The following is a 23,737-nucleotide window of genomic DNA, read 5'->3' as shown; positions in this document are numbered from 1 at the left end:
CACCGGGGTGGCGCGGTCGCGGTCACAGGCCGCCTCCGATCAGCGTGCCCCGGCGGGTGGCCGTCTGGCAGAGCTCGGCCCAGACCTGCGGCATGGGCGATCCGGGACCGGCGACGACGACGCCCCAGCCCGCGGCTCGCAGCAGCGCCACCGATTCCTCGGTGGCGGCGGCCCGGTTCTCGGGCCGGTTGACGCCGGACGACCAGCCGGGGGTGTCGAGCAGCACGGCGAGGCTCCGGATCCCGCGCGGGCGGTACCGGGACAGCTCGTGCACGGATTCGTTGCTGACCGTGCCGAGCACCGCGATGAGTTCCTGTCCCTCGGCCGGGTCGTGGCCGAGGGTGATGTCGCGCTGGTGCGCGGGCTGGAGGGCGGCGAGGACGTCGAGCACGACGTTGTCGTAGTGCTCGCCACCCTCGCCGGGGGTGTCGGCCAGGGTCTGGCCGTGTTCGGTGATCAGCCGGACCCGGTGACCGGAGCGGCGCAGGTGCAGGGACACCGAGGCGGCGAACGAGACGGCCCATTCGAGGCTCGCCGCGGGGCCGGTGCCGTGGTGCGCCGCCGCGCGGTGGTCCAGCAGCACCGTGGTGCCGCCGCGCCACGGCCGTTCCTCGACGCGGACCATGATCTCGTCGCGGCGGGCGGTCGAGCGCCAGTGGACCTTCCGCAGGTCGTCGCCCTGCCGGTACTGCCGGACGATCACGTCCGATTCGCCCTGCCCGGCGTGCAGGCGGATACTGCCGTCGTCGCCGGCACCGATCCCGGCGCCGCTGGGCAGCCCCCACAGGCCGACCACCTTCGGCACGACGACCAACCGGGAGTGCCCGATCAGCTCACGTTCGAACTCGCACAGCCCGAACGGGTCGGTGATCGTCGCCCGCAGCGGGCCGACCTGCTGGACCCCGCGCAGCACCGGCTGCAGCGGGTAGCGCAGCGCGACCCGGCGGTCGTGGGGGAGACGTTCGACGACGAAGCGCGGCCGCGAACCCAGCGCGTAGGGCACGCCGTCTTCGAGCAGCACCTCACCCGCCGGGAGCCTGCCGTCACGCCAGAGTTCGAGCTGGACCTCGCCCGGCGAACCGACCGCGACCCGCTCCGGGCGCAGCGAGCGGGCCGCGCCCAGCCGCAGCCGGGTCGCCGAGATGAAGAAGGCGACCAGCAGCGGCAGGGCGATGACGAACACCGCGACGCGCAGCAGATCCCGTTCGTTGAGCACGAACGAGCACACCGCCGCGGCCACGCCGGCGGCGAGGAGGCAGCGGCCGCGTGTGGTCAGGCCGGACAGAGCACGCAGCATGGCCCCGTATTCCTTTACTCAGCGGTGGTTCGAGCCCTGCGGGACCGGGACGCGGTGCAGGATCGCGCGGACCACGTCGGTGGCCGACCGGCGGGCGGCGTGCGCCTCCGTGGTGAGCACCATGCGGTGGGCCAGCACCGGGACCGCGACCGTGTGCAGGTCGTCCGGGACGACGAACTCACGGCCCGAGAGCGCGGCCTGCGCGCGGGCCGCGCGGACCAGCTGCAGGGTAGCCCGCGGCGAGGCGCCGAGCCGGATCTCCGGCACCTGACGGGTCGCGGCCACCAGGTCGACGGCGTACCGGCGGATCTCCGGCGACATGTGCACCGACCGCACCGTCTCGATCAGCCGCTGCACCGACTGGCGGTCGGAGACGGGCTCGAGGTCGGCCAGCGGGTTGTGCCCGGCGTGCTCGTCGACCATGGCCAGCTCGGCCTGCTGGTCGGGGTAGCCGATGGACACCCGCGCGGTGAACCGGTCCCGCTGGGCCTCGGGCAGCGCGTAGGTGCCCTCCATCTCGATCGGGTTCTGGGTGGCGATCACCATGAACGGCTCTTCGAGGTGGTACGTCGAGGTGTCGACGGTGACCTGGTGCTCTTCCATGCATTCGAGCAGGGCCGACTGCGTCTTCGGCGAGGCGCGGTTGATCTCGTCGCCGACCACGATGTTCGCGAACACCGGACCGGGACGGAACTCGAACTCGCCGCTCTGCCGGTTGTAGATGGACACCCCGGTGACGTCGCTGGGCAGCAGGTCGGGGGTGAACTGGATCCGGCTGACGGTGCAGTCGATCGAGCGGGCCAGCGCCTTCGCCAGCGAGGTCTTGCCGACCCCGGGGACGTCTTCGACCAGGAGGTGGCCTTCGGCGAGCAGGGTCACGAGCGCGATCCGGATGACGTCGGGTTTGCCGACGAGCACCCGCTCCACGTTGGCGGCGATCCGCCGCGCGGTCTCGTGCAGTTCGTCCAGCGACGCTGGGGCTTCACGGCCGTTCTGCCGGCCGCTGACCGAGGCGGCGCCCGTGGGGTACGGGGCTTGCCCGGTTGCCTGCTCGCCCTGGTGTTCGCCGGGCGTCGCAGACTGGATTCTCGACGTCACTCGACCTCCTGATGCCGCGTGGCTGGATTTCCGCTGGGTCCTCTGCCGGACCGTTTCAGTCCCCCGGGCAGCGGTCAGCCTCCCACGAAGTGTGTCAAACTCGGGCGAACTCGTGGGGGGAACCCCGCCAACCCCAGTCGATGACTCTGTGCAACCGGAGACCTTACCTCGATCGGGTGAGGTGAGCGCGTTTTCAGGTGCTCCCGCTGACGCCTTGTTTTGTCGTATGCTCCGGTGCGAGGTCGCTCGACTACGGAGAGGCGTAATCGCTTATGAGCGAGGTGAGTACCGCCAAGCCCCGGTTCGATCTGAGCGGGTTCGCGGTCGCGCCGGAGCTTGCCGCCGACGCCCACGCGAAGATCTCCGCCCTGCAGGACGTGGTCGGCCAGATGGTCCGCGAGGCCAAGGTGCTCGGCCGCACGGTTCCCCTCGGCGGGGGATACGCGGACGAGGTCGGCAGGTTCATGGCGCAGTACGGGATCGGCGCCGAGGGCTCCGCGGTCGAGGCGCTCACGGCGTTCGGCAAGGAACTCGAGGCGCTCAAGAACCGGATCGAGAAGGCCCTGGCGAAGTACACCCGACAGGATGAACAAGCGGCGGCGGATGTGGACTGTGTCGGCGGCTGACCCCATGAACTCCCGCCTCGCCGCACTCGGCGTCCTCGTCCTGCTGACCGTGTCCGCCTGCGGGCAAGGGGCTGCGGGGCAGACGCAGATTCCGGCCGCCGCGGGGCCTGCTCCTTCGTCTTCGGTGCCCGCGCCGGATCGCGGTCTGGATCCGTGCGCGCTGCTCGGCCCGCAGGACCGGTCGACGGCGGGGTTGAACGTGCTCGGCGTCGCGAAGGAGATCAACGGCGCCCGCGCCTGCGACTGGACGGTGCCCGCGACCTTCGGCGTCACCATCACCGTGGACGAGCGCAACGGCCTGAAGGATCTCGAGGTCGCGCGCAAGACCGCCACCAAGACCAAGGTCGGCGGCCGGGACGCGCTCAAGGTCGCCGACAAGAAGGCCGCCGACGGGACCTGCGCGGTCCTGTTCGGCATGGGGGAGAAGGCGAGCGTCCAGATCGACGTGAGCAACACGAACTTCACCGGCACCCCGCTCGCCTGCGAGCGCGCGATGACGGTGGCGGGACTGGCCGAACCCAAACTGCCTTAGGAGAACTGCCGTGCCTGAAGGAGAGACGCCGGGCCGCGAGGTCCCGGTCGCGGCCACGCGGTACGAGGCCTACAGCCACGAAGCGCTGGCCGCCGAGGTCGAAGCGGGCAACGATCCCGAAGCGGCCGGCGGGATCGGCGCCGCCTGGGACGCGCTCGCGCGGCGCATGCACGACGCGACGTCCGAACTGGCCGGGCTGATCGGCAGCAGTGAAGAGAACTGGCGCGGCGAAGCAGGCGACGCGCTCCGCGGCGTGCTGGCCACCGCTTCCGGCTGGCTGACCTGGTCCGCGGACATCTCGTCCGCGCTCGGGAAGGCCGTCTCCGGGCAGGCCGAAGCGGCGGCGCGGGCCCGTGCCGACATGCCTCCGCCGGTGGACTACGACCCCGGCGCGATGATCCGCGGCGCCGCCGCCGGCGGGAACCTCGCGCTCCTCGCCGCGCTCGCCGACGAGATGGAGGCCAAGCACGCGGAGGCCGAGGAGGCGCGGCGCAAGGCCGTCGACGTCATGAACACCCGTGATGCCTCCCTGCGTTCGCTGACGCCGCAGGTCTCCTTCGGGAAGCCGCCCGAGCTGGGGCGGTCTTGATCCGCGTTTCCGCGTCGGCGTTCGACGTCCTCTGGTCCGATCTGGGACACGCGGCCCCGCCCTGGCCGCTGTCCGTCCGCAGTGTCGGCGTCACGGAAGCGGAACGCGCCGAGATCCGCGGCGCGGTCTACGAGAACCTCGCCGAACGGGGCCTTTACGACGGGGACCGGCTCGACGCCGCCCTGGAAGCACGCCTGGACCTGCTCGCGCGCGCCGAGGTCTACGTCGAATGCGAAGCGCTGGCAGACATGACCGCCGAGACCCCGTTCCGCGCGGTCGCGGCCGCGCGCGGACGGCACGGTGTGCTGGCCACGCAGCCGGAACAGACCATCGCGCTGTCCGGGATCACCGACGGCGAGGTGTTCGCCGCGATCGTCGACGTCCTGCCCGAACTGCGGCCCGGCCCCGGCTACGGGGTCAGCCTCCCCGCGGCGCGCTTCGGCGACGACCTGGAGGACCCGGTGTTCGGCGACGGCGGGCGATCGTCGGCTTCGGACAGTCAGCTGCGCGAGGTGCTCGCGATCCAGGCGCGGCCCGTCTACAGCGCGGGCCAGTTCACCGTGCGGACCCGTGGCCGAGACGGCCGGGCGCACCGGGCCGGCGGGCTGACCTGGTTCGACACCGACGTCGGCGCGTACTGCGCGGCGCGGTCGGAGGGGCGCGGCAGGCAGGCGTGGGTGAACGTGTCCCCTGTGGACGGTGCCCGGCTGGCCGCGCGGCTGGCTTCGCTGCTGGACGAGGACCGCTAGCGCCATTCGGTGGCCACGTGTGTGATCCGCAGGAGTGGCTGCGCGAACAGGAGCGGCGCAGCGCCGCCCTGCTTGCCAAGGCGGAACAGGCGAAGCCGATCTGGAGAACAACGTCGTCACCTTGAGCAGCCCGGATCGGCTCGTCACCGTGACGGTCAACGCCGGTGGTGGGCTGACATCGCTCTCGCTGTCCCCGCAGGCATAGGAGCGGCCGCCCGCCCAGCTCGCGTCGCTCATCATGAGCACCTACCGCAAGGCGACCACGAGGACCGCGGACCGGACTCTCGAGATCCGGGATACGGCGTCTCGCCGGAACGGCTCAAGGCGCCGCCGGGCCACGCCGGGCATGAACGGACGCCGCCGCAAGCGCCACCGCCGCTGATCTACGTTCTGCCGGTGCGCGGGTGACGGTTTCGTGTGACTGGACGGACGACACGTGTGACTGGACGGACGACACGCGTGATCAGGCGGACGACTCTCGGCGTACCCCGGCCGCGCTCGTGTCGTCCACCGGTGCCGAGCCTCGTGAGTGGTAAGGACGGTTAGAACGGTCCTTACCACTCACGAGGACGGGACCGCTGTCCTTTGTCGACACGGGTCGTGGGATGACCCGACGTCGTCACCCTCCACAATGTCCCCGGCCATCCCCACCGCGCCCCACTGGATTCCCCACTTTCACCCCCACTCTGCCCCACAGCAGGGTTCTGGCTGCCGATTTCCGGACGTCTCAGGCATGGATGAGGTTGCTTCGATACCCGCCCAGGGGGATCTTGGCCACCGTCCCCCACCGAGCCCCCACCTGGCCCCACTTGGCTGACCAGCGAAAACGTCTGACACGACGGAGTGGTCGCGGCTTTTGCCGCGTTGACTGTGGTGAAAAGTGGGGTACGGTGGTGCGCAGTGGGGCAGAAGGGAGCCCCGTGGCCGAGCTCGGTTGTTCGCAGCCGGGATCGGTAGGGAGGTGGAGCCGGTGTTCCTCGGCACCCACACCCCGAAACTGGACGACAAAGGGCGGCTCACGCTGCCCGCGAAGTTCCGCGACGCGCTCGCCGGTGGGCTGATGGTCACCAAGGGACAGGATCACTGTCTCTTCGTCTTTCCCCGGGCCGAGTTCGAGCAGATGGCGAGGAAGGTCGCCGACGCCCCGTTCACGAACGAGGCGGTCCGGGCCTACCAGCGTTATCTCTTCGCCGGGACGGACGAACAACGCCCGGACGGGCAAGGACGTATCGCGATCGCGTCCGAGCTCCGACGCTACGCCGGGCTGAACAAGGAGTGCGTGGTGATCGGGGCGATCACCAGGCTTGAGATCTGGGACGCCCAAGCGTGGCAGGGCTACCTGGACGAACACGAGGACAGCTACGCGAAGGCTCGAGAGGAAGTTCTGCCGGGCGTCTTCTAGACGTGGCCGAGGAAGCACCCACGCCGTCGGGGGGCGCGGGTTCACGCTTCGGACACTCCGGAAACCGTCCACACGGATGCCGTGAGGCCTCTGTCCGCTCAGTGGCCCTGGTACACCTTCCCCGGTACCAGGTCAGCAGGCGGGCGGACAGGGACCTGACGGCATCCGGCATCTTCCCCGGCACTACAGGAAAGGGGGGAAGACATGGCAGACGAACACGAGCACGTACCGGTGCTGCTGGACCGCATCGTCGAGCTGTTCGCGCCGGTCTTCTCCGACCGCGAGGCCGTGCTGGTCGACGCGACCGTCGGACTCGGCGGTCATTCCGACGCGCTGCTCACCGCGTTCCCCTTGCTGCGCCTGGTCGCCCTCGACCGCGACCCCAACGCGCTGGAACTCTCCGCGAAACGGCTCGCGCGCCACGGTGACCGGGTCGACTTCGTGCACGCCGTCTACGACGAGATGCCGTCCGCGCTGCAAGGTCTCGGACTGTCCAGAGTGGACGGGATCCTCTTCGACCTCGGGGTCTCCTCGATGCAGCTCGACCGTGCCGAGCGCGGTTTCGCCTACTCCAAGGATTCCCCGCTCGATATGCGGATGGATCCGACCACCGGGTTCACCGCGGCCGACGTGCTCAACACCTACGCGCCCGGCGAGCTGATCCGGATCCTGCGCGACTACGGCGAGGAACGGTTCGCCCAGCGGATCGTCAAAGCCGTTGTGGCGGAACGAGAGAAGGAACCCTTCACCCGCAGCGGGCGCCTGGTGGAGCTGCTGTACGACGCGGTCCCCGCGGCGAGCAGGCGCACCGGCGGGCATCCGGCGAAGCGCACGTTCCAGGCGTTGCGGATCGAGGTCAACGGCGAGCTGGAGGTGCTGCGGCGGGCGATGCCGCGGGCGCTGTCCTCGCTCGCCGTCGGCGGCCGCATCGTCGTGGAGTCCTATCAGTCCCTCGAAGACAGGCTGGTCAAGCAGGCCTTCGCGGAACTGGCGAAATCCCGGACGCCGGAAGGGCTTCCGGTGGAACTGCCGGGCCACGGCCCGGAACTGAAACTGCTCACCAGAGGGGCCGAGAAGGCCGGCGAGGCGGAGACCGAACTGAACACGCGGGCCGCCTCCGTGCGGCTGCGCGCCGCCGAACGGATCGGAGACCGAGCACGATGACCGCTCCCGCGAAGTCCCGCGGCCGCCGGACACCGGCGCCCGGACGGCGTGCCCGCGCGACCAGCACGGTCGAGCAGACGCCCGAAACCACCGAGACCACGAAGTCCACCCGTGCCTCCCGCGGCCGCACTTCGGCGGCCGAACGCGCGTACGCCCGCCGCGCCCAGCGCGCCGACCTCCTGCAGCGAGACCAGCAGCGCAACCGTCCCGACGCGGAAGGCGGCGCGGGCAAGGACGAGCCGAAGAAGAAGCTTTCCCTGCGCTGGCCGCGTTCGCGGGCGTCGTTCGTGCTGATGATGATGGGCATGCTGGCCGTCGGCGTGGCGTGCACGCTGTGGCTGACCACGCAGGCCATCGCCGATTCGTACCGGCTCGAACAACTCCGCACGACCAACGCCGGGCTCGCCGAGGCGAAGGAGCGGCTGCAGCGCGAGGTCGCGAAGGCCGAGTCGCCCGCTTCGCTGGCGCCCAAGGCCAGGGAACTGGGCATGGTGCCCGGCGGCGACCCCGCGCATATCGTGGTCGGCCCGGACGGAAAGTCCACTGTGGTCGGTGAGCCGAAGAAGGCCGAAGCCGAAGCGCCCGTCGCCTCGCCCGAGTCGACGGCGCCGCCGCCCGCCGAGGGAACGCAGCAGGGCACGCCGTACGAGGGCGACCAGCCCGCGGTACCGCAGGAGAACGCGGCCCCGGCGCAGGGAGGTCAGTGATGTCGCCCGGCCGCCCGGCGCAGGCCAGGGCCCGGTCGGCGGGGAGCACGCGGCGGACCTACGCCGCCGGGACCCGTCGTGCCACCGCCCGCCGGGGCAACGGAGGTAACCGGAGCCGGTTCACCGGCGTCCGGATCCTGCTGATCGTCGTGATGGTGCTCGCCGGTCTCAAACTGGTGCAGGTGCAGTGGTTCGAGGCCGGCGCGCTCTCCGAAGCGGCGGAACGGCAGCGGACGTCGGTGATCGAAAGTCCCGCGCAGCGCGGGTCCATCCTGGACCGCAACGGCACGAAGATCGCGTTCAGCGTCGAGGTGCGCACGCTCGCCGTGAGCCTGAACTGGCTCCACAAGACGATGAACGACTTCGCCGCGAAGAACCCCACCAAGGGCAAGAACCTCGAGTCCGAGGTGGCGGGCGCGGCGAAGCTGATCGCGGCCAAGCTGCCCGGCGTGATCACCGAGAAGGAACTGCTGGACAAGTTCCACAAGCCGGACGGGTTCACCTACCTGGTCCACGACATCGAACCTTCGGTCGCCGAGGCGATCGTCAAGGAATACCCGTGGATCAGCGTCGAGAAGCGCTCGAAGCGGGAGTACCCCGGTGACTCGATCGGCGCGAACATCGTCGGCTACGCGAACTGGCGCACCGACGACAAGGACGTCTCCAAGCACAACCTGCACGGTGGCTACGGCCTCGAAGCCTCGCGGGACAACGACCTCGCCGGAACGCCGGGCCGCAAGATCGTCAACACCCGTAACGGCAACGACAACCTCGTCATCCCCGGCACCGAGCGGGACATCCAGAACGCCGTCCCCGGTTCGGACCTGCAGCTCACGATCGACACCGACCTGCAGTACGAACTGCAGCGGCAGCTGAGCGACTACGTCGTCAAGTCGAAGGCCAAGGGCGGCCAGGCGGTCATCCTGGACTCCAAGACCGGCGAGGTCTACGCGCTGGCCAACGACAAGACCGTCAACCTCAACGACCCTGCTTCGCGCAGCGAGACGGAGAACCTGAACAACCGCGCGGTGACCACGCCGTTCGAACCCGGTTCGGTGAACAAGATCGTCACCGCCGCCGGTGCGATCGACGCGGGGATCACCACGCCGGAGGCCTCCATGCCGGTGCCGGGCTCGCTGCAGGTCGCGGACAAGATCGTCAAGGACGCCTGGCATCACGGCACGCAGCAGTTCACCACCACCGGCATCTTCGCGAAGTCGTCGAACGTCGGCACCCTGTTGCTGGCGCAGAAACTCGGTGAGAACCGGTACGCGGAACTGCTCAAGAAGTTCGGGCTCGGCCAGCGCACGGGACTCGGCCTGCCCGGCGAGAGCCCGGGCTTCGTGCCGTCGCCCAACCAGTGGTCGGCCACGACCTTCGGGAACCTGCCGATCGGGCAGGGGCTCTCGATGACCGTCGTGCAGATGGCCGGGATGTACCAGGCCATCGCGAACGACGGCCTGCGCGTGGAACCCCGGGTGGTCAAGGCGAAGGTCAATCCGGACGGGACCGTCGTCCCCGAACCGGCGCCCAAGACCGTCCAGGTGATCAGCCCGCAGGCGGCGAAGACCGTCCGCGACATGATGCGCGCCGTGACGCAGAAGGGGCGCGGGCAGCAGAGCGGCACCGGGCCGAAGGCGGCGCTGGAGGGCTACCAGATCTCCGGGAAGACCGGCACCGGTCAGCAGGTCGACCCGAAGACGAAGACCTACAGCGACCATCTCTACAACATCACCTTCGCCGGGATCCTGCCCGCCGACAACCCGCGCTTCGTGATCGGCATCCGGCTCGACGCCCCGGACGCCACCCTGCAGCAAGGGCTCTCGGCCGCGCCGCTTTTCCACTCGGTGGCCGCGTACCTGGCGCAGCGGTTCCAGATCCCGCTTTCGGACGGCCCGTCGCCCCAGGTACCGCTGGTGCTCTCCTGACGTAACTCGCGTGATCGAAGGCGTAACTCGCGTGCTTGAAGGCGTAACTCGGTCATGCGCCTGGAGACACGCGAGTTACGGCCCCGGACACGCGAGTTACGGCTTCGGTCACCACGGCTGAGCGGCCCGGTACCCACGTTGCGAAAGCGACGAAACATGATCGTCGCTGTGCGTGAACGGGTCTCCGCGCTGAGCACCGTGCGGGAACGCGCGCCCGCGAGGGGTGAAGTCCTCAAGCGACAGTCGGAAGCCCTTGCGTGCCAAGGAGAGCTCACGAAACCCATTACCACGCGCGTGATCGTCGCGTGCACACACCGCACCGCTTCAGTCACCCGAATGCCGCGCCGGTAACCTCCTTTGCTGTGTCGGTGCCTACATCAGATCCCCGCAGCGGTCCCGCCGTCGAAAGCGGGTCCGGCGCGTCGGCTGCCCAGGTCCCGGACAGCCCGGTCAAGGCCGTCGCCGCACCCCCTCGCCCGGCCAGGATCGAGCCGATGCCGCTGGGCACGCTGCTCGCCAGGGCGGGCGCCCGGCTCGTGGTCGGCGGCGACGACTATCCGTCCGCGGCCGAGCTGACCGTCACGGGCAGCACGCTGCGCGCGCAGCACGTCCTCCCCGGTGACCTCTTCGCCGCGCTTCCCGGCGCCCGCGCCCACGGCGCGGACTTCAGCGACCAGGCCATCGCCGCCGGCGCGGCCGCCGTGCTCACCGACGAGGCCGGTGCCGAGCGCCCGGTGCTCCGCGACGCCGGCGTGCCGATCCTGGTGCACCCGGACCCGCGCGCCGCCCTCGGCGAGATCGCCGCCTGGATCTACGGCGAGCCGTCGCTGGAACTGTCCGTCCTCGGTATCACCGGGACGTCAGGCAAGACCACGACGTCGTACCTGGTCGACGCCGGGCTCAAGGCGGCCGGGCTGACCACCGGGCTGATCGGCACGGTCGAGACCCGGATCGCGGGCGAGCGGCTGGCCAGCGGGTTCACCACCCCCGAGGCGCCGGATCTGCAGGCCCTCCTCGCGGTGATGGTGGAACGCGGGGTCACGCACGTCCCGATGGAGGTCTCCAGCCACGCGCTGTCGCTCGGCCGGGTCAACGGCACGCGGTTCGCGGTCGGCGCCTTCACGAACCTCTCCCAGGACCACCTGGACTTCCACAAGGACATGGAGGAGTACTTCGCCGCCAAGTCGCTGCTGTTCGACGGCCGGTCCACCGCCGAGGTGGTCGTCGTCGACAGCGCCTGGGGCCAGGCACTCCTCACCCCGCACACGGTCACCGTCTCCACCGAGCCGGGCACGGACGCGCTGTGGCGCGCCACCGAGCTGACCCCCACCCCGGCCGGGGAGCAGACCTTCACCCTCCACGGTCCCGACGGCCTCACCGCGTCGGCGAAGATCCCGCTGCCGGGTGAGTTCAACGTGGCGAACGCCGTGCTCGCGGCCGCGATCCTGAACACCGCCGGTGTCCCGCTCGACGCCATCGTCGCCGGGCTCGCCGCGGTCGAGGTACCGGGCCGGATGGAGCGGGTCTACCTCGGCCAGCCGTTCACCGCGGTCGTCGACTACGCGCACAAGCCCGCCGCCGTCGCGCAGGGGCTCGACGCGCTGCGTGCCCGCACCGAGGGCCGGATCATCACCGTCCTCGGCTGCGGCGGGGACCGCGACACCGCCAAACGCCCGGTGATGGGCGAGGCGGCGGTCCGGCGCAGCGAGGTCCTGATCGTGACCGACGACAACCCTCGTTCGGAGGACCCGGCCGCGATCCGGGCGGCGATGCTGGCCGGTGCCCGCAACGCCGGGCCTGCCCTCGGCGGCGAGATCGTCGAGATCGCCGACCGCCGGGAAGCCATCATCCACGCGGTCGACCTGGCCCGGCCCGGCGACATCGTGTTCATCGCGGGCAAGGGTCACGAGACCGGCCAGGAGGTCCAGGGTGTCGTGCACCCGTTCTCCGACCGGGAAGAGCTGGCCTCCGCCATCCGCAGACGTCTGGAGTCAGAGTGATCGTGCTCAGCCTGGCCGAGATCGCCGCCATCGTCGGCGGCAGGCTGCATCGGACCGACGGGACCGCCCAGGTCACCGGAAGCGTCGAATTCGACACCCGTGAGGTCACTCCCGGCGGTCTGTTCATCGCGCTGCCCGGGGCGAAGGTCGACGGTCACGACTTCGCCGCGCGGGCCGTCGAGGCGGGCGCCGTCGCGGTGCTCGCCGCCCGCGAGGTCGACGCCCCGGCCGTGATCGTCCCGCCGCTGGAGGCAGGCGAGGGGCACGAGCGGGCCTTCGCCCTGGTCTCGGACAAGGACGGGGCGGGTGCCGCGGTGCTGGCCGCGCTCGCCAAGATCGCCCGGCACGTGATCCGGAAGCTCGCGGGCGACCACCTGACCGTCGTCGGGGTCACCGGTTCGGCGGGCAAGACCTCGACCAAGGACATCATCGCCCAGCTGCTGGAGCCGCTCGGCCCGACGGTGGCGCCGCCGGGATCGTTCAACAACGAGCTGGGCCACCCCTGGACGGCGCTGCGTGCCGACGACTCGACCCGGCAGCTCGTGCTGGAGCTCTCGGCCCGCGGACCCGGCCACATCGCCGAGCTGGCGGCCATCGCGCCACCGCGGATCGGGGTCGTGCTCAACGTCGGCACCGCCCACGTCGGCGAGTTCGGCTCCCGCGAGGGCATCGCCAAGGGCAAGGGCGAACTCGTCGAGGCGCTGCCGAGCGCGGAGGACGGCGGTGTCGCGGTCCTGAACCTCGACGACCCGTACGTCGCGGACATGGCGAGCCGGACGAAGGCCCGGGTCGTGTTCGTCGGCGAGAGCGAGTCCGCGCAGGTCCGCGCCGCCGACATCACCCTCGACGGCGAAGCGCGCGCGTCGTTCCGCCTGGTCACCCCGAGCGGCGAAGCGCCGGTCAAGCTGCCGCTCTACGGCGAGCACCACGTCGCGAACGCGCTCAGCGCGGCCGCCGTGGCGCTGGAGATGGGTTCGACGGTCGAGGAGGTCGCGGCCCGCCTGTCGAGCCTCGAACGGCGCTCCGAACGCCGCATGGAGGTCACCACCCGCGCCGACGGCGTCACGGTCCTCAACGACTCCTTCAACGCCAGTCCCGAGTCGATGCGGGCCGCTCTCAAGGCGCTCGCGTCGATGAGCGCGAACCGCCGCTCCTGGGCCGTGCTCGGCGTGATGGGCGACCTCGGCGAGAACTCGGTCGAGGCGCACGACGGCATCGGCAGGCTCGTCGTCCGGCTCAACATCGACAAGCTCGTCGTCATCGGCCAGGCGGCCGCGGCGACCCATCAGGGCGCGCAGCAGGAGGGTTCCTGGGGCGAGGAGTCGGTACTGGTACCCGACGTCGAGGCCGCCATCGCCCTGCTGCATGATCAGCTCCGCGCGGGAGACGTGGTGCTGGTGAAGGCGTCCAAGGCCGCCGCCCTGTGGCGAGTCGCCGACGCCGTGCTCGCCGCTCCCGTAACCGACGCTGAATCCCCTGTAGTAGCCCCTTCCCCCTCTCAAGAACGCTCGAACGGTGGTGACGCGTGATCAGCATCCTGATCGCGGCCGCGGCGGGCCTGCTGGTCTCCATCCTCCTCACTCCCTATCTGATCCGGGTGTTCTCCCGGCAGGGCTTCGGCCAGGAGATCCGGGAGGAAGGACCGCAGGGACACAAATCCAAACGCGGTACCCCGACGATGGGTGGTGTCGCGATCATCGTCGCGATGGTCGTCGGGTATTTCGTGGCGCATCTGATCAGCGCGCTCAGCGGCGGCAACGGCACCGGCGGCCCGTCCGCCTCGGGGCTGCTGGTCCTCCTGCTGGCCGTCGGCCTCGGGCTCGTCGGCTTCCTCGACGACTTCATCAAGATCCGCAAGCAGCGCAACCTCGGCCTGAACAAGACCGCGAAACTGGTCGGCCAGCTCGTTGTCACGATCGCCTTCGCGATCCTGGCGCTGCAGTTCGCCGACGAACGCGGGCTCACCCCGGCGTCGGAGAGCCTGTCCTACGTGCGGGACCTCGCGCTGATCACCTTCCCGTCGGTGTTCTTCGTGATCTTCTGCTACATCGTGATCTCCGGCTGGTCGAACGCGGTGAACTTCACCGACGGCCTCGACGGTCTCGCCGGCGGCACCGCGGCGATGGTGCTGGCGACCTACGTCGTCATCGCCTTCTGGCAGACCCGCCTCTCGTGCGCGGTCACCCCGCAGGCCGCCTGCTACGACGTCCGTGACCCGCTGGACCTGGCCGTGGTGGCCGCCGCGGCGACGGGCGCCTGTGTCGGATTCCTGTGGTGGAACGCGGCACCGGCGAAGATCTTCATGGGGGACACCGGTTCGCTGGCCCTCGGTGGCCTCGTCGCCGGGCTGTCGATGACCACCCGCACCGAACTGCTCGCCATCGTCATCGGCGGTCTGTTCATGGTCGAGATGATCTCGGTGGTCGCGCAGATCGCGGTGTTCCGCACGACCCGGCGCCGGCTGTTCCGGATGGCGCCGTTCCATCACCACTTCGAGCTCGCGGGCTGGGCCGAAACCACCGTCATCATCCGGTTCTGGCTGCTTTCGGCCATCTGCTGCATGTTCGGTCTCGGCCTGTTCTACAGCGAGCAGCTCGGTCTCGGGGGTTAGCAAGTGGAGCTCGCCGGGCGTCACGTCCTCGTCGCCGGAGCCGGGGTCACCGGCAAGTCCATCGTCCCCGTCCTGGCGGACCTGGGCGCGCGGATCACCGTCACCGACGGCAACGCCGAACGGCTGGCGGAGCTGGAAGGTCTCGGCGCCGAACTGGTGCCGGGCCTGACCGAACCGCCCGAAGGGGTCGAGCTGGTCGTGACCAGCCCCGGCTGGAAGCCGACGTCGCCGTTGCTGGTGGCGGCGGCCGAGGCGGGGATCGAGGTGATCGGCGACGTCGAGCTGGCGTGGCGCGTCGGGCAACTGCGCGACAAGCCGCCGGTGTGGCTCGCGATCACCGGCACCAACGGCAAGACCACCACGGTCGGGATGCTGGAGTCGATCCTGCGCGCCGCCGGCGTCGACGCCGTGGCCTGCGGGAACGTCGGGTTCGCGGTGCTCGACGCGGTGCGGGCCGGGCACGAGGTGCTCGCCGTGGAGCTGTCGAGCTTCCAGCTGCACTGGTCGTCGACGCTGGCGCCGCTCGCCTCGGTGGTGCTGAACCTCGCCGAGGACCACCTCGACTGGCACGGCTCGATGGAGGAGTACGCGGCCGCGAAGGGGCGGGTCCACACCCACTCCCGGAACGTCGTGCACAACCTCCACGAGGAGTGGTCCGGCCGCCTCGCCGACCAGCACGCGCCCGCCGACGCCCGCCGTATCGCCTTCGGCATGGACACCCCGCGCCCCTGTGAACTCGGGATCGTGGAAGACCTGCTGGTCGACCGCGCTTTCGTGGCCGACCCGGCGACCAGCGCGGACGAACTCGGCACCCTGGCCGACGTGCGTCCCGCCGGCCCGCACAACGTCTCGAACGCGCTCGCCGCGGCCGCGCTGGCCAGGGCGTACGGCGTCACCGGCGAGGACGTCGCCAAGGGCCTGCGCGAGTACCGGCCGGCCCCGCACCGGGCCGAGGAGATCGGCGAGATCGACGGCGTCCGGTACATCAACGACTCCAAGGCGACCAACCCGCACGCGGCGAGCGGTTCGCTGCGCGCCCATCTGAACGTCGTCTGGATCGCCGGTGGCCAGCTCAAGGGCGCTTCCGTGGACGAACTCGTCGGTTCGATCGCCGGGCGGCTGCGCGGTGTCGTGCTGTTCGGCGTCGATTCACCCGTGATCGCCGCCGCTGTCGCGCGACACGCGCCGGATGTCCCGGTGAACAGCCTCCCTTCGGGTGACGATGACACCATGACTGCGGCGGTGAAGGCGGCCCGAGCCCTGGCGCGCCCTGGAGATGTGGTGCTGCTGGCCCCCGCCGCGGCGTCGTTGGACATGTACTCGAGCTACGGCGCACGCGGCGACGCGTTCGCGAGCGCGGTCCGTGTCCTGCGCGACGGTGCGGGGGAGACCAGTGACGGCGGTTGAGGAGAGAAAGCGCGACGCCCCGCCACGCAAGCGCCGTGAGCGCAAGGAAAGCCCGTTCGTCGCCTTCCGTACCGCGCTGACGGCCTGGCTTTCGCGGCCGCTCGCCTCGTTCCACCTGGTCCTGGCGCTCACCGGCGTGCTGACCGTGATCGGCATCGTGATGGTGCTGTCCGCCTCGTCGGTCGCCTCGTACAACCCCAAGACCGGCACCGGCGTGTACGCCCAGTTCAGCAAGCACCTCATGTTCGTCGCGATCGGCGCGGTGGTGTTCTGGGTCGGGCTACGGGTCCCGCTGGAACGCGTCCGGCGGCTGTCGGCGACGGTGACGGTGATCTGCCTCGGGCTGCTCGTGCTGGTGCTGACCCCGCTCGGCTCCGAGGTCAACGGCTCACAGGGCTGGTTCCGGCTCGGCGGATTCGCCTTCCAGCCGGTCGAGGCGGCCAAGGTCGCGCTGGCCTTCTGGGGCGCGCACATCCTGGTGATCAAGTACAACATCATCAACCAGTGGCGCCATCTGCTCGTCCCGGTCGTGCCGATCGCGCTGCTGATGTTCGCGCTGGTCATGATGCAGCCCGACCTCGGCGGCACGATCACCCTCGCGGTGGTGCTGATGGCCCTGCTGTGGTTCGCGGGCGCGCCGAAACGGCTGTTCGGCGTCATCCTCGCCGGTGGCCTGGCCGGGGTCCTGGTGCTGGCGATCATCGCGCCGTACCGGCTGGCGCGGGTCATGTCGTTCGTCTCCGGCGACCCGGACACCAGCGCGGACGGCTTCCAGGCCAACCAGGCGAAACTCGCGCTCGCCGACGGCGGGATGTTCGGCAAGGGCCTCGGCCAGGGCCAGTCCAACTGGGGCTACCTGCCGAACGTGCAGAACGACTTCATCTTCGCCCTGATCGGCGAGGAACTCGGCTTCATCGGCTGCGTGGTGGTGCTCGGGCTGTTCGCCGGGGTCGCCGTCGTCGGCCTGCGGATCGCCACCCGCAACCTCGACCCGTGGATCCGTATCGTGTCCGGCACGCTGACCGTCTTCCTGGTCGCGCAGGCGGGGATCAACATCGGCTACGTGGTCGGCCTGCTGCCGGTCACCGGGGTCACGCTGCCGTTGATCTCCTACGGCGGGACGTCGCTGGTGATCACCATGCTCATCATGGGGATCCTCGCCAACGCGGCCCGGCACGAACCGGAGGCGGTGGCCGCACTGCGTTCGCAGGGGCCGGGTAAATTCGGACGCCTGCTGAGGCTTCCCGCGCCCGAGCCGTACCGCCCGCCCGCCAAGCGGAAGGGCACCGCGGCCAGGGGAGGCGCCGCCAAGGCGGCGAGGCCCGCGCCGAGGACGGCGAGGCCTTCGCCCGCACAAGAGCGGCGCCGTTCGGTACGGGAACCCGGCAGGAGGACGGCCGCGCGAACGGCGGCGAACCGCGGTACCGCGAAACGGGGTACCGCAAACCGGAGAGGTCATAGGTGAACAACCCCGTCAGAGGTGGCGCCGCAGGCGAGGTCGCCGGCAAGGCACCGGTGGTCGTGGTCGCCGGCGGTGGTACCGCAGGGCATATCGAACCGGCGCTCGCCCTCGCCGACGCGGTGATGCGCCTGCGTCCCGACGCGAAGGTGATCGCGCTCGGGACCGAGCGCGGGCTGGAGAACAAGCTCGTCCCGGCGCGCGGCTACCCGCTGGAGCTGATCCCGCCGGTGCCGATGCCCCGCAAGCCGACACCCGAACTGCTGAAGATGCCGCTGAAGGTCCGCGACGCGGTCAAGCGCACCCGTGAGGTCCTGGACCGGGTCGGCGCGGACGTCGTCGTCGGCTTCGGCGGGTACGTCGCGCTTCCGGCGTATCTGGCCGCGCGCGGCCGCACGCCGATCGTGGTCCACGAGGCCAACGAGAAGCCGGGCCTGGCGAACAAGGTCGGCGCGCGGTTCGCCGTCCGCGTCGCCGTCGCGGTCCCGGGAACGCCGCTGGCGAAGGCCGAGGTCATCGGCATCCCGCTGCGCCGCTCCATCACTTCGCTCGACAGGGCGGCGCTGCGTGCCGAAGCCCGTGAGCACTTCGGGCTCGACCCCGACGCCCCGACGCTGCTGGTCTTCGGCGGCTCGCAGGGCGCGGTGTCGATCAACGGCGCCGTTTCGGGCGCCGCCAAGGAGTTCGCGGACGCCGGCGTCGGTGTCCTGCACGCCCACGGGCCGAAGAACACGCTGGTCGTCCAGGAGTTCCCCGGGCGGCCCGCGTACGTCCCGGTGCCGTACCTGGAGCGGATGGACCTGGCCTACGCCGCCGCCGACGCGGTGCTGTGCCGCTCCGGCGCGATGACCGTCGCCGAGGTGTCCGCCGTCGGCCTGCCCGCCGTGTTCGTCCCGCTGCCCTACGGCAACGGCGAACAGGCGGTCAACGCCCGTCCCGCGGTCGACGCCGGTGCCGGGCTGATGGTCGACGACGCCGACCTCACCCCCGCCAAGGTCGCGGAGCTGGTGATCCCGCTGGTGTCCGACGCCGACAGGGTCGCGAAGATGAGCGCGGCCGCGGTCGGCCTCGGCCACCGCGAGGCCGACGAGACCCTTGCCAAGATCGTGCTGGAGGCCGCAGGTGCCTGACAACGGATCGGGGGCGCGGCCGCGGCCGGACTGGGCTATCGCGCGGACCGACGAGACCCTTGCCAAGATCGTGCTGGAGGCCGCAGGTGCCTGACCAACTCCCCGACACGCTGACGCGTGCCCACCTGATCGGGATCGGCGGCGCCGGGATGAGCGGTATCGCCCGGATCCTGCTGGCCCGCGGGGCCCAGGTGTCCGGATCCGACGCCAAGGAGTCGCGCGCGTTCCTCTCGCTGCGGGCCCAGGGCGCCGAGATCGCCGTCGGCCAGCGCGCCGAGAACCTCGACGCGTTCCCCGAAGGCCCGTCCTCGGTGATCGTGTCGACCGCGATCAAGGACGACAACCCGGAACTGGTGGCCGCGCGGGAACGCGGGATCACCGTGCTGCACCGCGCCGAGGCGCTGGCCGGGCTGATGGAGGGGCACCGCGTCGCCTGCATCGCCGGGACGCACGGCAAGACGTCGACGACGTCGATGCTGACCGTCGCGCTGCAGCAGTGCCGTCTCGACCCGTCGTTCGCCATCGGCGGCGACCTCAACGAGTCGGGCGCCAACGCCCACCACGGCGAGGGCGGCATCTTCGTCGCCGAGGCCGACGAGAGCGACGGGTCGTTCCTGGCGTACTCGCCGTCGGTCGCCGTGGTGACCAACGTCGAGCCGGACCACCTGGACCACCACGGCACGGCCGAGGCGTACGTCTCGGTGTTCAGCGACTTCCTCGGCCGGATCGTGCCGGGCGGGCTGCTGATCGTCTGCGGTGACGACGAGGGCGCCTCGGAGCTGGGCGCGCGGGCGTCGGAACAGGGCATCCGCGTCCGCCGCTACGGGCGTTCCGTCACCGGCGCCGACGACGCCAAGATCCTGGACTTCGCGCCAGCCCCGGACGGCGGCGTCGTCCGGACCTCGTTGCGGGGCGAGGAAATCGTCCTGCGGGTCGCGGTGCCGGGCGAGCACATGGCGCTGAACGCGATCGCCGCGCTGCTGGCCGGGATCGAGCTCGGCGCGCCGGTCGAGGGACTGGCCGAAGGGCTCGCCGCGTTCGGCGGTGTCCGGCGGCGGTTCGAGTTCAAGGGCCGCTCGGGCGACGTCCGCGTGTACGACGACTACGCGCACCACCCGACCGAGGTCGACGCGCAGCTGCGCGCGGTGCGGACCGCCGCGGGCCCGGGCCGGGTCATCGTGGTCTTCCAGCCGCATCTGTACTCGCGCACGAAGACCTTCTCGAAGGAGTTCGCGGCCGCGCTGTCGCTGGCCGACGAGGTCGTCGTGCTGGACGTCTTCGGGGCGCGCGAGAAGCCGGAACCCGGCGTGAGCGGCGCGCTCATCGCCGACCAGATCTCCGGTGTCCCGGTGCACTACCAGCCCGCGTTCGACGTCGCGGCGAAGCTCGCGGCGGATCTGGTCAAACCCGGTGACCTGCTGGTGACCATGGGCGCCGGCGACGTCACGCAGCTCGGCCCGGAGATCCTGGCCGAACTGGACCGGCGGGCGGGGTAGCCATGCCGCGGACCGGGGAACGCCGCCGCCCGGCCGAACCCGGTCGGCGTCCGCGCACGGACCGCGCTGAGCGGACTCAGCGCTTGAAGGAACGGCGCGGCAGGCGGTCGGTGTACGACCGCCGCCGCACCGCCCGGCCGGCCAGGCACAAGGAGATGCGGCGGCGCTGGGTCGCGCTGCTTTCGGTGCTGACCGCCGTCGCGCTGGTCTACCTGCTGTGGTTCAGCTCGATGCTGGGGGTGCGGCAGGTCGACGTGGTCGGGGCGAGCTCCGTGCCCGCGGACCAGATCCGCGCCGCGGCGGCGGTGCCGGACCAGAAGCCGATGCTGCGCCTGGACACCGACGAGATCCGCGATCGGGTGGCGCAGATGCCCGGTATCGCGACCGTCGACGTCTCGCGGTCCTGGCCGAGCACCCTCGAGATCACCGTGACCGAACGGACCGCGATCGCGTTCTTCGACAGCGGGCCCGGCGGCGACGGCGTGCATCTCGTCGACGGCGGGGGAGTGGTGTTCAAGACCGTCAAGGAGCGGCCCGCCGGGCTGCCCGAGCTGAAGCTGCCGTCGGTGTCGGCCGACGACCCGGTGACCCGCGCGGTCACCGGCGTCCTCGGGGTGATCCCGCAGCAGTTGCTCAAGCAGGTCACCACCGCGACGGCGAAGACCCCCGGAAGCGTCGAGTTCGCGCTGGCCGACGGGAAGACCGTGCGGTGGGGGACCTCGGCCGACACCGAACGCAAGGCGAAGGTCCTGGCCGCGCTGCTCACCCGTGAGGGCAAGGTCTTCGACGTCTCGGCCCCGGAGCTGCCCACCGTCTCCTGACGCGTTTCGTCCTCTGGATGCGGTAGTTGGTATCGCCAACTACCGCATCCAGAGGATCCTCTGGATGCGGTAGTTGGTATCGCCAACTACCGCATCCAGAGGACGAAACGCGGGGTTGGTCAGGGCGTGACGAGGGCTTCGATGCCGTCCAGCAGGCGTTCCAGGCCGAATACGAAGGTCTCGTCGGCGGCCTCGCAGGTGTCCGCGTCGTAGCCGCCGCTTTCCCAGATCCGCGTCATCGCCGGATGGCGTTCCACGTCGAAGTACTTCTCCCAGAACACCGACCGCTGCCCCCACCAGGCGTCGGTCGACTGCCCGGTCTCCTGTTCGACCTGCGCGGTCTCGGCGAACAGCGTCGCGTTCGCCTGCACGTAGATCTCGATGCTGTTCGCGGCCGCGGCCGCCTGACGCGGCTCCAGCCCGATGTCCGACACTGCCGCGATCAGGTACTCCTGGCCCGCCATCAGCCCGGGGCCGAGCACCGGCCGCACCATCGACGTCGAGCGCAGCCACGGATGCGCCCGGAACACGGCCAGGGTGCGCTCGGCGTAGAGCCGCACCTGCGCGCGCCAGTCGTCCGGCCGCGGATCGCCGGGACCGGGGAGGTCCCGTTCGGCGAGCACCGAGTCGACCATGAGGTCGAGCAGTTCCGTCTTGCCGGGGACGTAGGTGTAGAGCGTCATCGTGCCGGCGCCGAGCTTCTTGGCGATCCGGCTCATCGACACGGTCGCCTCGCCCGCGCCGTCGGCGAGCGCGACGGCGGTGGCGATCACCTGGTCGAGCGTCAGTTTCGGCTTCCGCCCCCTGGTCGGCTGCCGGGCTTCGCCGCGGTCACGCCACAACAGTTCGAGGCTGCGCTCGAAGTCCATCCACACTCCACTCGGCCGTGAAGCTGGATTCTACATTCTCGTATGCGGTACGGTTAAGGTAATCCCGTAGGGCGTACGAAAAGGAGTGGGGAATCGTGACGATCCTGGTGACCGGTGCGACCGGAAGCGTCGGCAGGCTGCTCGTCGACGAACTGGTGGAGGCCGGGGCGCCGGTGCGGGCGCTGACCGTCAACCCGGCGAAGGCGGCGTTGCCCGCGCAGGTGGAGGTCGCCAAGGGGTACCTGGGCAAGCCGGAGACCCTGCCGGAAGCCCTGAAAGGCGTCGAAACCGTGTACCTGGCGCCGCTCGCGGCCAAGGTGGACGATTTCGTGAAGCTGGCGAAGGAGGCCGGAGTGCGCCGGGTGGTGGCGCTGTCCGGCAGCAACGCCGACGACCCGGCGGAGAACTCGAGCGGCGTGGACTACGCGATCATCGAGAAGGCCGTCCGTGAGGCGGGCTTCGACTGGACGTTCCTGCGGCCGGGCGCGTTCATGAACAACACCCTCGGCTGGGCCGAGACGATCAAGGCCGAGCGCGTGGTCCGCGAGGCCTACCCCGAGTCGCGGATGACGCCGATCGACCTCGCGGACATCGCCGCCGTCGCGGCGCACGTCATCCTGACCGAGGGACACGTCGGCAAGAAGCACACGCTGAGCGGGCCGACGGCGATCAGCCAGCGCGAGCAGGTCGCGGCCATCTCGGCCGCACTCGGCGAAGAGGTGGTCTTCGAGGAGCTGACCCGGGAAGAGGCGAACAAGCAGTGGGCCGCCGCCGGGATCCCGGCGGAGATCGCCGAATGGCTCCTCGACGGCTTCGCGTACTTCACCGAGAACCCCGACAAGCCGACAGGTGTCGTGCAGGAGCTCACCGGGCGGCCCGGCGTCACCTATGCGGAGTGGGCGGTGGCGAACGTCGAGGCTTTCCGCTGAACTCGTAACTCGCGTGCTTGAAGCCGTAACTCACGTGCTTGAAGCCGTAACTCGTGAGTTACGGCTTCAATCACGCGAGATACGGCCAGGATCACGCGAGATACGAGTAGCCGCCCTCAGCGGGCCCGGCGTGGGAGGCGGGTCGGCAGCGGAGCACCGCGTCGCGGTTGAGCGGGCGCCTCGGCGCGCGGCGAGGACGGCTGCGGCAAGGGCGGCGGCCCCTGCGATTCGCGAGGCCACGCCGGGGTGATCATCGCCTGCGCCCCGACCCGGCGGACCGGCAGCCCGTGCGCCTCCCGCGCGGGCAGGCCGGGCCAGATCTCGCCCGCCTCCTTGGCGGCGTCGCGGATCGCGGTGCCGTCGAGCGCGGTGCGCGTCTCCTCGATGTCGCGGTCGAGCCACTGGACGACGAGCTCCAGCGGCCCGTCTGGCGGCAGCGGCCACAGGAAGATCTCGTGGTCGACGTGGAACGCCGAACCGCCCAGACCCTGCGCGCGCAGCACCGGCTGATCCGGTTTGGTGGCCGACGGCACGGAGATGGTCTCCGAGCTGGCGCGCCTGCCGTCGGGGAAGAGCACTCCGACCAGCAGCGCGTTGTAGTCCGGGACGCGGCGATGGTCGATCAGGCCTTCGCCGGGTTCGTCCAGCAGCAGGTCACGCGAGTACACCGACAGCTGGAACGACACGGACTCGGGCCACACCTCGATACCGCGCAGCGCCACGATGGTCCGCTCGGCGCGCCCCAGCGGCATCGACCAGGGCAGGATCGCCGGGACGATGTACTCGTGCGGCGTCTCCACCCAGGGGCGGCCGTTGTAGCCGAACAGTTCCTGTTCCGGCACCGGGAACAGGGGGCGGCTGCGCGGACCGTCCGTGAAGAAGCTCATCGCGGCGTGGCAGAACGCGGGGTGAACCTGTCCGAC

22 protein-coding genes are annotated in these 23,737 nt (G+C 70.7%); 18 read left to right on the top strand and 4 right to left on the bottom strand.

Going from position 1 to position 23,737, the window contains the following annotated elements; genetic code table 11:
• Nucleotides 1–22: 22 nt before the first annotated feature.
• Nucleotides 23–1,297: a DUF58 domain-containing protein gene (locus tag ACXIZN_RS20995; RefSeq protein WP_192745616.1), complete on the bottom strand. Its 1,275-nt coding sequence runs from the start codon at nucleotides 1,295–1,297 to the stop codon at nucleotides 23–25.
• 18 nt (nucleotides 1,298–1,315) lie between these two features.
• Complete coding sequence (locus ACXIZN_RS20990) at nucleotides 1,316–2,395, bottom strand: AAA family ATPase (protein WP_192745615.1); 1,080 nt, start codon at nucleotides 2,393–2,395, stop codon at nucleotides 1,316–1,318.
• A gap of 272 nt (nucleotides 2,396–2,667) precedes the next feature.
• Here ACXIZN_RS20990 and ACXIZN_RS20985 point away from each other — a divergent pair, with 272 nt between their 5' ends.
• The 17 genes from ACXIZN_RS20985 (at nucleotide 2,668) to ACXIZN_RS20905 (ending at nucleotide 21,016) form a co-directional block, all read left to right on the top strand.
• Entirely contained in the window at nucleotides 2,668–3,021 is a 354-nt protein-coding gene (locus ACXIZN_RS20985) for a hypothetical protein (protein WP_126734978.1), read from the top strand.
• A gap of 4 nt (nucleotides 3,022–3,025) precedes the next feature.
• Nucleotides 3,026–3,553, top strand: coding sequence for a DUF3558 domain-containing protein (locus tag ACXIZN_RS20980; protein ID WP_457956375.1), 528 nt, complete (start codon nucleotides 3,026–3,028; stop codon nucleotides 3,551–3,553).
• Between the two features lie 10 nt (nucleotides 3,554–3,563).
• A complete protein-coding gene (locus tag ACXIZN_RS20975; protein ID WP_457956373.1) occupies nucleotides 3,564–4,142 on the top strand; it encodes a PPE domain-containing protein in 579 nt (192 codons plus the stop codon).
• Nucleotides 4,139–4,891, top strand: a complete 753-nt coding sequence (locus ACXIZN_RS20970; RefSeq protein WP_457956371.1) for an ESX secretion-associated protein EspG — start codon at nucleotides 4,139–4,141, stop codon at nucleotides 4,889–4,891. Before ACXIZN_RS20975 ends, ACXIZN_RS20970 begins: the two co-directional genes overlap by 4 nt.
• Nucleotides 4,892–4,925: 34 nt before the next feature.
• Nucleotides 4,926–5,096, top strand: coding sequence for a YbaB/EbfC family nucleoid-associated protein (locus ACXIZN_RS20965; RefSeq protein ID WP_457956369.1), 171 nt, complete (start codon nucleotides 4,926–4,928; stop codon nucleotides 5,094–5,096).
• Nucleotides 5,097–5,861: 765 nt separating this feature from the next.
• Nucleotides 5,862–6,293, top strand: a complete 432-nt coding sequence (mraZ, locus tag ACXIZN_RS20960) for a division/cell wall cluster transcriptional repressor MraZ (RefSeq protein ID WP_005156436.1) — start codon at nucleotides 5,862–5,864, stop codon at nucleotides 6,291–6,293.
• 204 nt (nucleotides 6,294–6,497) lie between these two features.
• Complete coding sequence (rsmH, locus tag ACXIZN_RS20955; RefSeq protein ID WP_034312074.1) at nucleotides 6,498–7,457, top strand: 16S rRNA (cytosine(1402)-N(4))-methyltransferase RsmH; 960 nt, start codon at nucleotides 6,498–6,500, stop codon at nucleotides 7,455–7,457.
• Nucleotides 7,454–8,164: a hypothetical protein gene (locus tag ACXIZN_RS20950; protein ID WP_457956368.1), complete on the top strand. Its 711-nt coding sequence runs from the start codon at nucleotides 7,454–7,456 to the stop codon at nucleotides 8,162–8,164. Before rsmH ends, ACXIZN_RS20950 begins: the two co-directional genes overlap by 4 nt.
• Nucleotides 8,164–10,092, top strand: a complete 1,929-nt coding sequence (locus ACXIZN_RS20945) for a peptidoglycan D,D-transpeptidase FtsI family protein (protein ID WP_457956366.1) — start codon at nucleotides 8,164–8,166, stop codon at nucleotides 10,090–10,092. The genes ACXIZN_RS20950 and ACXIZN_RS20945 overlap by 1 nt, the downstream gene beginning before the upstream one ends.
• Before the next feature lie 494 nt (nucleotides 10,093–10,586).
• Nucleotides 10,587–12,092, top strand: a complete 1,506-nt coding sequence (locus ACXIZN_RS20940; protein WP_457960568.1) for a UDP-N-acetylmuramoyl-L-alanyl-D-glutamate--2,6-diaminopimelate ligase — start codon at nucleotides 10,587–10,589, stop codon at nucleotides 12,090–12,092.
• A complete protein-coding gene (locus tag ACXIZN_RS20935; RefSeq protein ID WP_457956364.1) occupies nucleotides 12,089–13,621 on the top strand; it encodes a UDP-N-acetylmuramoyl-tripeptide--D-alanyl-D-alanine ligase in 1,533 nt (510 codons plus the stop codon). Before ACXIZN_RS20940 ends, ACXIZN_RS20935 begins: the two co-directional genes overlap by 4 nt.
• Nucleotides 13,618–14,703: a phospho-N-acetylmuramoyl-pentapeptide-transferase gene (gene mraY, locus ACXIZN_RS20930; protein WP_016332673.1), complete on the top strand. Its 1,086-nt coding sequence runs from the start codon at nucleotides 13,618–13,620 to the stop codon at nucleotides 14,701–14,703. Before ACXIZN_RS20935 ends, mraY begins: the two co-directional genes overlap by 4 nt.
• Before the next feature lie 3 nt (nucleotides 14,704–14,706).
• Nucleotides 14,707–16,110, top strand: a complete 1,404-nt coding sequence (gene murD, locus ACXIZN_RS20925) for a UDP-N-acetylmuramoyl-L-alanine--D-glutamate ligase (protein WP_457956362.1) — start codon at nucleotides 14,707–14,709, stop codon at nucleotides 16,108–16,110.
• The gene (gene ftsW / locus ACXIZN_RS20920) at nucleotides 16,097–17,575 is read left to right on the top strand and encodes a putative lipid II flippase FtsW (RefSeq protein WP_457956361.1); all 1,479 of its coding nucleotides are present in this window, start codon (nucleotides 16,097–16,099) and stop codon (nucleotides 17,573–17,575) included. Before murD ends, ftsW begins: the two co-directional genes overlap by 14 nt.
• Nucleotides 17,572–18,699, top strand: a complete 1,128-nt coding sequence (gene murG / locus ACXIZN_RS20915) for an undecaprenyldiphospho-muramoylpentapeptide beta-N-acetylglucosaminyltransferase (protein ID WP_192745606.1) — start codon at nucleotides 17,572–17,574, stop codon at nucleotides 18,697–18,699. The genes ftsW and murG overlap by 4 nt, the downstream gene beginning before the upstream one ends.
• An 86-nt stretch (nucleotides 18,700–18,785) precedes the next feature.
• Nucleotides 18,786–20,195, top strand: a complete 1,410-nt coding sequence (gene murC, locus ACXIZN_RS20910) for a UDP-N-acetylmuramate--L-alanine ligase (protein ID WP_457956360.1) — start codon at nucleotides 18,786–18,788, stop codon at nucleotides 20,193–20,195.
• Nucleotides 20,196–20,197: 2 nt separating this feature from the next.
• Complete coding sequence (locus ACXIZN_RS20905; RefSeq protein WP_457956358.1) at nucleotides 20,198–21,016, top strand: FtsQ-type POTRA domain-containing protein; 819 nt, start codon at nucleotides 20,198–20,200, stop codon at nucleotides 21,014–21,016.
• Between the two features lie 119 nt (nucleotides 21,017–21,135).
• Here the strand turns inward: ACXIZN_RS20905 and ACXIZN_RS20900 are convergent, their stop codons facing one another.
• The gene (locus tag ACXIZN_RS20900) at nucleotides 21,136–21,885 is read right to left on the bottom strand and encodes a TetR/AcrR family transcriptional regulator (protein WP_457956357.1); all 750 of its coding nucleotides are present in this window, start codon (nucleotides 21,883–21,885) and stop codon (nucleotides 21,136–21,138) included.
• A 95-nt stretch (nucleotides 21,886–21,980) separates the two neighbouring features.
• Between ACXIZN_RS20900 and ACXIZN_RS20895 the strand changes: the two genes are divergently transcribed.
• Nucleotides 21,981–22,814 (top strand): NAD(P)H-binding protein, encoded by an 834-nt coding sequence (locus ACXIZN_RS20895; protein ID WP_457956356.1) that lies wholly within the window; start codon nucleotides 21,981–21,983, stop codon nucleotides 22,812–22,814.
• A 116-nt stretch (nucleotides 22,815–22,930) separates the two neighbouring features.
• Here ACXIZN_RS20895 and ACXIZN_RS20890 read toward each other — a convergent pair whose 3' ends face one another.
• Entirely contained in the window at nucleotides 22,931–23,701 is a 771-nt protein-coding gene (locus tag ACXIZN_RS20890; protein WP_457956354.1) for a hypothetical protein, read from the bottom strand.
• Between the last annotated feature and the right edge of the window lie 36 nt (nucleotides 23,702–23,737).

The organism is Amycolatopsis sp. TRM77291, assembly GCF_054166285.1.
This window is presented reverse-complemented; position numbering and strand designations above follow the sequence as displayed.

Excerpts from the sequence above, each read along its gene's own strand:
- ACXIZN_RS20890 (WP_457956354.1), bottom strand. The coding sequence starts at position 23,701 with ATGAGCTTCTTCACGGACGGTCCGCGCAGCCGCCCCCTGTTCCCGGTG.
- ACXIZN_RS20945 (WP_457956366.1), top strand. The coding sequence starts at position 8,164 with ATGTCGCCCGGCCGCCCGGCGCAGGCCAGGGCCCGGTCGGCGGGGAGC.
- rsmH (WP_034312074.1), top strand. The coding sequence starts at position 6,498 with ATGGCAGACGAACACGAGCACGTACCGGTGCTGCTGGACCGCATCGTC.
- ACXIZN_RS20985 (WP_126734978.1), top strand. The coding sequence starts at position 2,668 with ATGAGCGAGGTGAGTACCGCCAAGCCCCGGTTCGATCTGAGCGGGTTC.
- ACXIZN_RS20940 (WP_457960568.1), top strand. The coding sequence starts at position 10,587 with ATGCCGCTGGGCACGCTGCTCGCCAGGGCGGGCGCCCGGCTCGTGGTC.
- ACXIZN_RS20995 (WP_192745616.1), bottom strand. The coding sequence starts at position 1,297 with ATGCTGCGTGCTCTGTCCGGCCTGACCACACGCGGCCGCTGCCTCCTC.
- ACXIZN_RS20980 (WP_457956375.1), top strand. The coding sequence starts at position 3,026 with ATGAACTCCCGCCTCGCCGCACTCGGCGTCCTCGTCCTGCTGACCGTG.
- ACXIZN_RS20950 (WP_457956368.1), top strand. The coding sequence starts at position 7,454 with ATGACCGCTCCCGCGAAGTCCCGCGGCCGCCGGACACCGGCGCCCGGA.
- ACXIZN_RS20900 (WP_457956357.1), bottom strand. The coding sequence starts at position 21,885 with ATGGACTTCGAGCGCAGCCTCGAACTGTTGTGGCGTGACCGCGGCGAA.
- ACXIZN_RS20905 (WP_457956358.1), top strand. The coding sequence starts at position 20,198 with ATGCCGCGGACCGGGGAACGCCGCCGCCCGGCCGAACCCGGTCGGCGT.